The 12098-nt window shown below is 72.7% G+C and carries 8 protein-coding genes, 1 tRNA gene and 1 pseudogene; 5 read left to right on the top strand and 5 right to left on the bottom strand.

Annotation, left to right across the window (positions count from 1 at the left end; genetic code table 11):
* Positions 1-52: 52 nt before the first annotated feature.
* Positions 53-529: pseudogene (locus AC24FB_RS12340) on the top strand (DUF6157 family protein).
* A gap of 46 nt (positions 530-575) precedes the next feature.
* Here AC24FB_RS12340 and AC24FB_RS12335 read toward each other — a convergent pair.
* From AC24FB_RS12335 to AC24FB_RS12320, 4 genes are all read right to left on the bottom strand, one after another.
* Positions 576-1205: an arginase family protein gene (locus tag AC24FB_RS12335; RefSeq protein ID WP_425714978.1), complete on the bottom strand. Its 630-nt coding sequence runs from the start codon at positions 1203-1205 to the stop codon at positions 576-578.
* 16 nt (positions 1206-1221) lie between these two features.
* Positions 1222-2967 (bottom strand): pyruvate dehydrogenase, encoded by a 1746-nt coding sequence (locus tag AC24FB_RS12330; RefSeq protein WP_425714979.1) that lies wholly within the window; start codon positions 2965-2967, stop codon positions 1222-1224.
* 122 nt (positions 2968-3089) lie between these two features.
* Positions 3090-3920 carry an HAD hydrolase family protein gene (locus tag AC24FB_RS12325; protein ID WP_425714980.1) on the bottom strand — a complete coding sequence of 277 codons (831 nt, stop codon included), beginning with the start codon at positions 3918-3920 and terminating at the stop codon, positions 3090-3092.
* Between the two features lie 84 nt (positions 3921-4004).
* The gene (locus AC24FB_RS12320; RefSeq protein WP_425714981.1) at positions 4005-7634 is read right to left on the bottom strand and encodes an efflux RND transporter permease subunit; all 3630 of its coding nucleotides are present in this window, start codon (positions 7632-7634) and stop codon (positions 4005-4007) included.
* Between the two features lie 229 nt (positions 7635-7863).
* Here AC24FB_RS12320 and orn point away from each other — a divergent pair, with 229 nt between their 5' ends.
* Positions 7864-8472 carry an oligoribonuclease gene (gene orn / locus AC24FB_RS12315; protein WP_487561475.1) on the top strand — a complete coding sequence of 203 codons (609 nt, stop codon included), beginning with the start codon at positions 7864-7866 and terminating at the stop codon, positions 8470-8472.
* A 152-nt stretch (positions 8473-8624) separates the two neighbouring features.
* Here orn and AC24FB_RS12310 read toward each other — a convergent pair whose 3' ends face one another.
* Positions 8625-9803, bottom strand: coding sequence for an epoxide hydrolase family protein (locus AC24FB_RS12310; RefSeq protein WP_425714983.1), 1179 nt, complete (start codon positions 9801-9803; stop codon positions 8625-8627).
* A 172-nt stretch (positions 9804-9975) separates the two neighbouring features.
* Between AC24FB_RS12310 and AC24FB_RS12305 the strand changes: the two genes are divergently transcribed.
* The 3 genes from AC24FB_RS12305 (at position 9976) to AC24FB_RS12295 (ending at position 12089) form a co-directional block, all read left to right on the top strand.
* Positions 9976-10051 (top strand) — tRNA-His (locus AC24FB_RS12305).
* A gap of 165 nt (positions 10052-10216) precedes the next feature.
* A complete protein-coding gene (locus AC24FB_RS12300) occupies positions 10217-10684 on the top strand; it encodes an SRPBCC family protein (protein WP_425714984.1) in 468 nt (155 codons plus the stop codon).
* Positions 10685-10913: 229 nt separating this feature from the next.
* Positions 10914-12089 (top strand): AI-2E family transporter, encoded by a 1176-nt coding sequence (locus tag AC24FB_RS12295; RefSeq protein WP_425714985.1) that lies wholly within the window; start codon positions 10914-10916, stop codon positions 12087-12089.
* Positions 12090-12098 lie beyond the last annotated feature (9 nt).

The following is a 12098-nucleotide window of genomic DNA, read 5'->3' as shown; positions in this document are numbered from 1 at the left end:
GGGGCCGCCTCCCAACCGCAATCTCGGTGAGAAGGTCCTGATCTCGCCACGGATGTCGGCGGCCCTCGCTAGCCTCCGACCACACGGCCCCGCCCCGGGCCCGACGGACGGACGGCACCCCATGGCGACGCACTCGACCGACTACCGCGACACGCTGATCACCCCGGCCCCCGACACCCGGGCGACGCACCCGACGGAGCCGCCGACCGGGAAGGGCACGGTCGCGGAGCTGCAGTACGAGCGGCTCGCACCGACCGACTACGCCCTCACCAGCGACGAGCTGCTCCTCGACGTCCACATGGTCCGCCGCGGGATCCCCGCGACGGACGTCGACCGGGCGCGGGAGGAGTTCTTCTCGAAGGGGCAGCCGTGCCTGCGCGCCTCGCCGCTGACGAAGACCTACGGCTGAGCCGTGCACTTCGACGCCGAGGGGCGCATCGCGCTCGTCGAGCCCGGCTCCGACCGCTACGACGAGCTCGTGGCCGACGAGTCGGTGACGAAGCGACCGGCGATGCGGTCCTCGCGGTGAGGCGACGACGGCCGGGAGGAAACTCGCGTGCGTCGGTACGCGTCCCTCAGGCGAGTGCTCGGACGGTGGTCCCGACGAGTTCGACGAGGTGGGCGGCGTCGTCGCCGGCCGGATCCTGGTCCGGGTCGTAGATCGCCATGCTCAGGCCGAGGCAGCCGCCCTCCGCCACGGCCGCCGTCATCGCTACGGCAAGCTGGCCGAGGTCCAGGCCGTCGGGCTCGTCGGGGTAGTCGGGCAGGCCCTGCGCCGGGACGACTGTCGGGTCGAGGACGTCGACGTCGACGTGGAGCCACCACCCGTTCGTCCGCTCCCGCAGGTGGCGAGCGGCGTCACGGGCTGCACCACCGGGATCGGCACGCATCGACGTGAGATCCCGCGACCATACGCCGAGGTCGGCGAGGCTGCCGACGTTGAACCGCCGCCGCCAGTCGGCGTCCCGCTGCCCCAGCAGGCACAGCGAGTCGGTGTCGAGGGCCGGGAGCGGGACCCCGAGCCCGTCGCGCAGCGTTCGCCCGGTCAGCCCCAGGAGAAGGCCGACCTCGCAGTTGGCTGCCTCCCCGTCCTCGACGACGTCGAGCGGCATCGTGTCCTCGTGGCCGTCGAGCAGCAGGAGCCCGGGTGCCCTCCACGTCTCCGCCAGGCCCCCGACGACGCCGATCAGCTCGATCGTCGTCATGATCCACTCGTCCCGGCTACGGCCGCGGGATGTTGCGCAGGTTCGAGCGCGCCATCGACACGACCTCGCCGGCGCCCTTGGTGAAGACGATCTTGCTCATCGCGGTGGCGAACCCGAAGACCTGCTCGCCGGTGATCGACGGCGGCAGCGAGAGCGCGTTGGGGTCGGTGACGATGTCGAGCAGCGCCGGACCGGGGTGGGCGAGCACCTCGGCGATGCCCGCCTCGAGCTCCTTCGGGTCGGCCACCCGCACGGCGTGCCAGCCCATCGCCTCGGCGATCGCGGCGTAGTTCGTCGCGGGCACGTCCACGCCGTGGTCCGGCAGCTTGTCCACGAGCATCTCGAGCTTGACCATGCCGAGCGTCGAGTTGTTGAAGAGCATGACCTTGACCGGCAGCTCGCACTGGACGGCGGTGAGCATGTCGCCCATGAGCATCGACAGACCGCCGTCCCCGCTGAACGCGACCACCTGGCGGTCCCGGTCGGCCACCTGGGCGCCGAGCGCGTGCGGGAGGGCGTTCGCCATCGACCCGTGCAGGAACGAGCCGATGACACGGCGCCGGCCGTTGGGGGTGACGTAGCGGGCCTGCCACACGTTGCACATGCCGGTGTCCGCGGTGAACACGGCGTCGTCGGCGGCCGCCTGGTCGATGAGCGAGGCCGCGTACTCCGGGTGGATCGGCACGAGGTCCTCGGCATTGCGCGTGTAGGCGCCGACGGTCGAGTCCATCAGCTTCTCGTGCCGCTTGAGGGTCTTCTTCAGGTAGGAGCGCGAGCGCTTCGCCGCCACGCGGTCGAGCAGTCCGCGCAGGAACGGGCCCACGTCGGCGTGGACGGGGAGGTCGACGCCGGTGCGCCGTCCGATCACCTCGGCCCGGCGGTCGACCTGGATCGTCGTCGGCCCGTCGGGCAGGAACTGGTCGTAGGGGAAGTCGGTCCCGAGCAGGAGCAGCAGGTCGGCGTCGTCCATGCCCTCCGCGGCTGCGCCGTACCCGAGCAGACCGGTCATGCCGACGTCGAAGGGGTTGTCGTGCTGCACCCACTCCTTGCCGCGCAGCGAGTGGCCCACGGGCGCGCCGATCCTGTCCGCGAGATCGATCAGCTCGTCGTGCGAGCCCCGCACCCCGGCGCCGGCGAAGATCGCGACCCGCTTGGCGTCGTCGATCGCCTCGGCCGCGGCGTCGAGCGCCGACTGCGCGGGCTCGAGCGTGCCGCGCACGGTCGGCACGTAGGCGGGTGCGTCCGCGGTGGCCTCCTCGTCCGCGACGTCGCCGGGCAGGGTGACGACGGCGACGCCGGGGGCGGCGAGCGCGTGCGTGATCGCGGAGTGCACGATCCGCGGCGACTGGGTGGGCGTGCTGACGAGCTCGCTGTAGACGGAGCACTCCGTGAAGAGTCGGTCGGGGTGGGTCTCCTGGAAGAACTCCTGGCCGATCTGCGGTGTGGGGATGTGGCTGGCGATCGCGAGGACGGGCGCGCCGGACCGGTTGGCGTCGTACAGGCCGTTGATGAGGTGGAGGTTGCCGGGACCGCACGATCCCGCGCACACCGCGAGCTCACCGGAGATCTGGGCGTCCGCGGCGGCAGCGAAGGCCGCTGCCTCCTCGTGGCGGACATGGATCCAGTCGATGCCGCCCTCGGCGCTTCCGACGGTGCGGCGGACGGCGTCGACGACGGGGTTGAGGCTGTCACCGACAATCCCGTAGATGCGCCGCACCCCCACGGCCTGCAGCTGGGCGACGATCTGGTCGGCGAGCTTCACGGGGCAGTCCTCCTCGGGCCCGTGGGCACCCCGACTCCGGCCGCCGGGCCACGGGTCGTTCGTCGTCCCGCCAGGCTACGGCCCGGGCGCACGCCTCGCGCGTCGGGGCGACGCGGGCGCGGTCAGAGCAGGCCGAGCTCGGCGAACGCGCGGGTCAGGCCCTCGCGCTCGGGGCCCGGCGCCGTCCGGTCGGCGGCGGCCAGGACACGCGGGTCGGACCCCTCGATGGCCACGCCGATGCCGGCCTCGCGCAACATCTCGAGGTCGTTCATCCCGTCGCCGAAGGCGATCGAGTCGGCCACGTCGGCACCGAGGTGCGCGAGCGCGGCCCGCATGCCGACCGCCTTGTGCATACCGGCGAGGTAGAGCTCGCCGGACGAGGGGTGCAGGCCGGGCACGGAGGCCTCGAGGGACAGGACGGCCTCGCCGGCCTCGCGGGCGAGCTGGTCGTTCGGGACCCCCGACTCGACGACGACGGCCTTGGCGAAGGGGCGGCCCCTGAGGTCGTCGACGACGGACATGCCGGCGAGGATGTCGGACGGACCGGAGTGCCTCGAGCCGTCGACGGAGGCCTCGTGGCCGGCGACCGCCGCGCTGATGACCTGCTCCGCGTGCCGGTTTCCCAGGAGCGCCCCAGGCGTCTCGAGCACGAAGGTCACGTCGTAGGACTCGAGCACGTCGATGAGCCGGTCGCCGAGCTCGACCGGGAACCGCTCGTCGGCGACGACCTCGCCGTCGACCTCGACGTACGCCCCGGCCGTGGCGACGTACCCGTCGAAACCTGCGGCGGAGATGCGCTCGGGGAGCATGATCCGGGGTCGCCCCGTGCACAGCAGCACCCGGTGGCCGGCCGCACGGACGGCCTGCACAGCCCGCACGTGGCCCGGGGGTACCTCGCCCTGGTGGGCGTAGGTGCCGTCGACGTCGAGGAACACGATCTTGCTGTCGGTCATGGTCCGATTCTCCCCCGGCGGGCCGTCGACGGCACAGCCGTCCGCCGGTCGGCGGCCTCCCCCGACGGCCGGCCGACGCGACCCTCAGTCGGCGGCGTGCTTGCCGCCGCCGGAGTCGTCACCCTCGTTCAGGACGTGGGCGTCGTCCGGCGGTGCCGCCGCGTGGGCCCCGGAGGTGGAACCGTCGGACGGCTTCCGCCCCTCGCCGGCCCGGGCACCTGACGCGGGGGCCGATCCAGCGTCCGCACCAGCCGCGCCCGCACCAGCCTCGGCCTCGCCGGCGCCGGCATGCACGAGCACGGGGGCGTCGTCGTCGCCGACCCGCTCCTCCTCGCGGACCCGGGCCGCTCCCCCCCCGGCGCGCAGCCGCTCGAGCTCGGCGCGGGGCGCAGCGGCGTCCTCGCCGCGCTCCTCGCGCGCCGCCACGACCTTCTCCAGCCGAGCGATCTCCTTCTCCCGTGCCCGCCGCTCGCCGCGCCCCTCGGTCAGCTCGTAGAGCACCGGGACGAGCAGCAGCGTGAGGATCGTCGAGGTGATGAGGCCGCCGATGACGACGATCGCGAGCGGCTGCGAGATGAAGGCACCGCCGCCCGTGATGCCGAACGCCATCGGGATGAGCGCCATGATCGTCGCGGCCGAGGTCATGAGGATCGGGCGCAGGCGGTGCCGCCCGCCCTCGACGACCGCCTCGCGCAGGTCCATTCCGGCCGTGCGGTACTGGTTGATGAGGTCGATGAGGACGATCGCGTTCGTCACGACGACGCCGACGAGCATGAGCGCACCGACGAGGGCCGCGACCCCGAGCGGCGTGTCCGTCAGCCACAGACCGAGGATCGCGCCGGTGGCGGCGAACGGGATCGACACGAGCAGCACGAGCGGCTGCACGAGCGAGCGGAACGTCGCCACCATGACGAGGTAGACGAGCGCCACGGCGAGCCCGAGCGCGAGGAAGAGGTTGCCGAAGGCGTCCTCCTGCTCGGCGCTGACGCCGCCGATCTCGACGCTGACGCCCTCGGGCTCGTCGACCGAGTCGAGCGCCGTGGCGAGCTCGGCGTTGACCGTCTGCAGGTCGGCGATCTCGGTCGCCGCGGTGATCGACGCCGAGCGGAGTCCGTCCTGGCGGGTGATCGAGGCCTGCTGGCGCTCCTCAGCGACGTCGGCGACGTCGTCGAGCACGAGCGGCGCCTCCGGCGACCCGCCGAGCGGCAGGGCGCTCAGCTCGTCGACGGTGGCCGGCGCCTCCCCGGAGAACAGGACGATCGGGAGGGTGCCGTCCTCGGTGTCGACGTCGCCGGCCGGGAGGCCGTTGATCGCCGCGTAGGCGATGCCGCCGACGGCGGACTCGGTGAGGCCGAGCGAGGCCGCGGCGGGCCGGTCGACGGCGACCTGGATGAAGGGCAGGTCCGAGGCGAGCGAGCTCTCGACGTCGCGCAGCCCGTCGATCCCGGCGATCGCCGCCTCGACCTCCTCGGCGGTTGCGGCGACGTCCTCGCCGTCGGCCCCGGAGACGATGACCTCGACCCCGGAGGAGAACCCGCCGGCCGAGCCGGGCGCCACGGTGATGGTGCCGGCGTCCTCGCCGAGGGCCTCGAGCCGCTCGCGGACGTCGTCCTCGACGGCACCCGCGTCGGCGTCGACGTCGAGCGTCACCGAGAAGGTGACGTCCTGCGCCATGCCGAAGGCCGCCATCGCGGGATCGGCCGACCCGACCGTGACCTGGTAGCTCTCGACCTCCTCGACGTCGGCGAGCACGTCCTCGACCTGCTGGGCGGCGGCGTCCTGGGCCTCGAGCGTGACGCCCGTGGGCAGGTCCTGGGTGACCGAGATCGCGTTCTCGCCCGTGTCGCCGATGAAGTCGGTGGGCAGGCGAGTCGCACCGAACACGGTGGCCGCCATGAGGACGACGGCGCCGCCGATGGTGAGCCAGCGGTGCCCGAGGACGCCGCGCAACGAGGAGACGTAGCCGCGCTGCAGGATGCTCCTGCGCTCCTTCTCCTCCGCCTCGACGCGGGCGGTGGCGGCGCGCTCGGGGTCGACGGGCGTGCGGAGGAACCAGTAGGCGAGCACCGGGACGATCGTCAGGGCGACGAGCAGGGACGCGCCCAGTGCGAGGGCCACGGTGAACGCGAAGGGGCGCAGGAGCTCGCCGACCATGCCGCCGACGAGGCCGAGCGGGACGAACACGGCGGCGGTGGCGACGGTCGCGGACGTGACGGCGCCGGCCACCTCCTTGACGCCCGTGAGCACGGACTGCCGCTTCGACGTCCCGTAGGACTGATGCCGGGCGATGTTCTCAATGACGACGATCGAGTCGTCGACCACGCGGCCGATCGAGATCGTCAGCGCCGCCAGCGTGAACATGTTGAGCGAGTAGTCGGCTACCTTGAGCGCGAGCAGCGCGACGAGCAGCGAGAGCGGGATCGAGATCGCCGTGACGGTGGTCGCGCGGATCGAGCGCAGGAACAGCAGGATGACGAGGACGGCGAACGCGAGGCCGAGCACGCCCTCGACGGCGAGGTCCTCGATGGACTGCTGGATGAAGACGGCCTGGTCGAACGCGACGACGAGCTCGCCGCCGTCGCCGAGGGAGCCCTCGAGCTCGGGCATGAGCTCGCGGATCTGCTCCGAGATCTCGACCGTGTTGCCGTCGGGCGTGGCCGTGATCGCCAGCCCGATGCTCGCGACCCCGTCGGTGCGGGTGAGCGACGTGGCGGGCACGTCCTCGACGGCGACGTCCGCGACGTCGTCGATCGTCACGACCTCGTCCGGGGCGGGTGCCTGGGGCGCCTGCTCGGCGCCGTCACCGGCGGTCGGTGCCTGCCCCGGGTCGGTGGGCGCCTGCCCCGGGTCGGTGGGCGCCTGCCCCGGGTCGGTGGGCGCCTGCCCCGGGTCGGTCGGTGCCTGCCCCGGGTCGGCGGGTGCCTGGCCCCCGTCGGCAGGGGCGTCCCCGCCCGCGGCGCCGCCCGACGACGAGTCGGCGACGAGCGGGAGCCCCGCGATCTCCTCGGGAGACGTGAGGCGGCCACCGGCCTGGATCGTCAGCTCGCTGCCGTCGGACTCGATGGTGCCGGCGGGGGTGACCACGCCGTTCTCGTCGAGCGAGCTCGTGATGGAGTCGAGCGTGAGGCCCTCGGCGGCGAGCGCCTCGGGGTCGACGTCGATGGCGACGCGCTGCTCGGTGATGCCGGAGAGCTGGACCTGGCGGACGCCGTCGACCCGGGAGAGCTCGGGGACGAGCACCTCCTCGACGCGCTGCTGGAGCTCGGCGACGTCGGCGCCGCCCGTGGCGGCGAGCTGGATGACCGGGAGGTCGTCGACGGAGCCGGCGATGACCTGGGTCTCGGCGTCCTCGGGGAGCTGCTGCTCGACCCGGCCGAGGGCCACCTGGAGCTCCTGCTGCGCGGTGAGAATGTCGGTGCCGTACTCGAGCTCGAGCATGACCGCCGAGACGCTGGGACCGGACTGGGACGTGGTGCCCTCGAGTCCGGGGACACCACGCGCCGCCTCCTCGACCACGCCCGTCACCTGGTCCTCGACGATCTCCGGGGAGGCGCCGGGCATGGTCGTCACGGCGGCGACGATCGGCAGCTCGAGGTCCGGGATGAGCTCCTGCCGCAGGGAGGTCGTGGCCCACAGGCCGGCGAGCACGGCGATGATCGTGGACAGGGCCACGAGCGCGCGATTGGACAGCGAGAAGCGGGCGAGGTTCGCCACGGGCGTGCTCCGGGAGGTCGTCGGGGAGGGGATCGCGCCGGACCACCGGCCGCGCCGTCGCTGAGTCTAGACACCGCGTCTCGTCTGGTGGCATCAGCCGAAGGATTGACGGTGTGGTCGTCGGTGTGACGTACGCCGGGACCGCGCCGCCGCCGTCGTCCGCGCCTACGATTCCCTGGTGACTGCTGCTTCCCGCGCCAAGGACCCCATCGTCTGGATCGACTGCGAGATGACGGGCCTCGACGCCGAGCGCGACTCGCTCGTCGAGGTCGCCGTCGTCGTCACCGACTCCGAGCTGACGCCGCTCGACGCCGGGCTCGACCTCGTCATCCGGCCGCGCCCCGGCACGGTGGAGACGATGGACGAGGTGGTCGTCGAGATGCACAAGGCCTCCGGCCTCATCACCGAGCTGGACGACGGCCTCGAGATGGCCGACGCCGCGGAGCAGGTCCTCGCCTACGTCAAGCGGTTCGTGCCGGAGAAGCGCCGCGCCCCGCTCGCCGGCAACTCGGTGGGGACCGACCGCGTGTTCCTCGCGCGGGACATGCCCGAGCTGGTCGAGCACCTGCACTACCGGATCATCGACGTCTCCTCGATCAAGGAGCTCGCCCGCCGCTGGTACCCGCGGGCCTACTTCCAGTCGCCGCAGAAGAACGGCGGCCACCGCGCGCTCGCCGACATCCTCGAGTCGATCGACGAGCTGCGGTACTACCGCGCGGTCCTGTGGCCCGAGGGCGAGGGGCCGACGACCTCCGAGGCGCGCGCCGCCGCCAAGGCCGTCTCCGACCACCCGACGAGCGCCGCGATCACCGAGCTCGCGAAGCCGTCGGACGCGTAACCACGCCCGACGACGAGACCCTCTGACCCGGTGCCCCGGACCGCTCCAGCCACCTCCGCCACCGACCCGAGCCGACGCCGACCAGCGCCACCCCTGACCGGCGCCCCCACCGGCGGTGGCGCACCGTCCCCACGGCCCACCGCCGGCCGGGTTCAGTCCAGGTGCCCGATCGAGGCGCGGATGTCGGCCGCGACGAGCTCGGGCTGCTCCCAGGCCGCGAAGTGCCCACCCCGCTCGGCCTCGGTCCAGCTCACGACCCGGTCGACCTGCTCGACGAGCCGGCGCACGGGCCGGCCGATGTCGTCCGGCATGACGAGGATCGCCGTCGGCACGGTCGAGGGCTGCAGCGGCTCCGCCCAGTCGGGCAGCCCGTACTTGTAGTACCGGGCGGAGGAGCCGGCGGTCCGGAAGAACCAGTAGATCGAGACCACGGTGAGCATCTCGTCGCGGTCGAGCACCTGGTCCGGGTCGCCCTCGGCGGACGACCAGTCCTTGAACCGCTCGACGATCCACGACATCTGCGCGACCGGCGAGTCCGTCAGCGCGTAGGAGATCGACTGCGGCCGGGTCGACTGCAGCATCGCGTAGGCGCCGATGTCGTACATGTACCGGTACCCGTCGGCCACGGCGGCCGCCTCCGCGGGCACCGACATGTCCGCGGTCTCCTCGGTCAGCTCCTCGCCGCCGAGCGGGCCGGTGGAGTGGATGCCGGCGACGTGCTCGGGGTGGCGCAGCCCAAGGTCGCGGACGACCCCGGCGCCCGTGTCGTAGCCGTGGGCCAGGTAGCGCTCGTAGCCGAGCCGGTCCATGAGCGTGGCGAACGCGTCGGCCACCCGGGTGAGCGTCCACCCGACGACGGGGCCCGAGACACCGAAGCCGGGGATCGTCGGGGCGACGACGTCGAAGGCCTGGCCGCCGTCCGCGGGCTCGGTGAGCAGCGGGATCATCGACAGGAAGTCCGTCGGTCCGCTCGGCCAGCCGTGCACGAGCAGGAGCGGCTTCGCGTCGGGGCGGGGCGAACGGACGTGGACGAAGTGGACGTCGTGGCCGTCGATCGCGGTCGTGAACTGCGGGACGGCGTTGAGGCGGTCCTCCTGCGCCCGCCAGTCGAAGGTCTCCCGCCAGTAGGTCGCGAGGTCCTTCGCAAAAGCGAGCGGGAGACCGTCGGACCAGCCGGCCTCCGGGTTCTCGTCCGGCCAGCGCGTGTCCGCCAGGCGACGGTGGAGGTCCTCGATCGTGTCCTGGGGGACGGCGAGGGTGAAGGGACGGACGGTCTCGTCGGCGCGGGTGTCGGTCTGGGTGTCGGTGGTTCGCGTACCGCTGGTATCCATGACCGGGACGCTACGGACCCACCCGGACAGGGCGTGACCTTTTTTCTGCGCGACCTCTCGGGGACGTCGCGCCACCCCCCGCGGACGTGAGCGAGCGCACCGCACACACGGCGCCGACGCCCTCGGGCCTCGGATAGCATGGTGCGTCGCTACCGCCGGTCGGTGGCGCATGGTGGCTATAGCTCAGTTGGTAGAGCGCCTCGTTGTGGTCGAGGAGGTCGCGGGTTCAAGCCCCGTTAGCCACCCCAGGGAGTCAGGTTCGGGCCCCGGCCGAGGCAGCTCGGTCGGGGCCCGCCCCCTTCCGGCCCCGGACCCGGGCCCCGCCGGACCGTCCGTGTCGCCCCGCTCACACGTCTCCGGCCGACGCGCCGATCCACCATGCGCGCCGACGCCGGAGGGGGCAGAGTGGAGGGATGAGCACCGAGCAGACGTCCCTGTCCGTCTCCCGCACGATCGACGCCCCGGCGAAGGCCATCTTCGACGTCCTCACCCTCCCCTCCCGTCACTCCGAGTTCGACGGCTCGGGGATGGTCCGGTCCGACGACTACGCCGACCGGATCCAGCAGGTGGGCGACACGTTCGTCATGAACATGCACGCCGAGTCGCAGGGCGGCGACTACCAGATGCGCAACCACGTCACGGCGTACGCCGAGAACGTCATGGTCGGCTGGCAGCCGAACAGCCCCGACGCCGACGGCCCCGGGGGCTGGGAGTGGCTGTACGAGCTGAAGTCCCAGGGCTCGGACTCGACCGAGGTCACCCTCACGTACGACTGGTCGAAGGTGGAGGACCCGAAGCTCGCGTCGGTCTTCCCCGCGATCCCCGCCGAGAGCCTCGAGGAGTCCCTCAACCTGCTCGCCGCCGCCGTCTCGGACGCGTGAGGTGGGCGTACCCCGCAGGCGATCGCGCAGGAGCGTCAGGCGCGAGGCCGGCCGCACGGCCCTCTCCCGAGGATCGACCCCGCACGACGCCGACACCCGCACCTCGGCCGCCCACGCGGTGACCGCCGCCGGAACAGTGCCGGAGGGCACGGACGCGGGTGGTTCGACGTCGGGCCGTGCCGGTTTTCTCGCCGGATACCCACGCACCCGGGTGGTCATCCTCGCCTCGGTGACCATCGTCCTGGTCGGCCTGGCCGTCCAGACGATCAACCAGGCCGGCGCGCTGCTCAGCTCGATCCTCATCCCGACCGCGGTGGCGATCCTGCTCACGGGGCTGCTCATGCCGCTCCAGGTGCTGCTCAACCACCGGCTGCGCCTGCCGCGCCTGGCCGCCGCGGCACTGACGATCCTCATCACCCTCGCCTTCCTCACCGGGGTCGGCGCGCTCGTCGGAACCCAGATCTCCGAGGGGATCGGTGAGGTCGGGGAGCTCGCGTCCCTGCAGGTGCAGGACATCGTCAACGCGATCGCCAGCTCGCCCCTGCCCGTCGACGCCGCCCAGGTGCAGTCGGCCATGGACCAGGCGGGCACCTGGCTGCAGGAGAACTCCTCCCAAATCGCCACGTCGGCCGTCGGCATCGGGACCGGCGCGGCGGGTGTCGTCGTCGGGGCCGTGCTCTGCCTCGTCGCCACGTTCTTCTTCCTCGCCGAGGGCGACCGCCTCGGCACGTGGGCGATCATGCGCCTGCCCCGCCAGTGGCACGAGCGGGCCTACGAGGCGGCGCGCCGCGGCTGGGTGACCATCGGGACGTACACGAAGACGCAGGCGCTCGTCGCCGCCGTCGACGCGGTCGGTATCGGCATCGGTGCGGCGATCCTCGGGGTCCCGTTCGTCATCCCCCTCACCGTGCTGACCTTCGTGCTGTGCTTCATCCCGGTCGTCGGTGCGTTCGTCTCCGGCGCGCTGTTCGTGCTCGTCGCCCTGGGCTCCCAGGGCCTGACGGCGGCGATCATCATGCTCGTCATCGTCGTGGGCGTCCAGCAGCTCGAGTCGAACTTCCTCCAGCCGGTCCTCATGGGCCGGGCCGTCGACGTCCACCCGATCGTCGTCCTCCTCGGCGTGGCGACGGGCTCGTACATCATGGGCATCGTCGGCGCCCTCTTCGCGGTCCCCGCGATCGCCGCCGTCAACACGATCGCGAGCTACCTCGGCGGCCGGGACCCGTTCCCCGGACTGGCGCACGGCGGGAGCGCGCTCACCGACCCACCGCGCAGGCTCCTGCCCGAGGTCGACGCCGAGCGGATCCCGAAGCAGCTGGGGTCGGTGTCCCCCGCCTGGGTCGACGAGCGCAACGCCCGGCGGGACGAGAAGATCCGGCAGGTGCGCAAGGACCGGGCCGACTGACCGACCCGG

It is taken from the genome of Georgenia sp. Z1344 (genome assembly GCF_057652375.1).
Note: the sequence above shows the minus strand (reverse complement) of the source record. Positions and strands in the feature narration are given on the sequence as shown.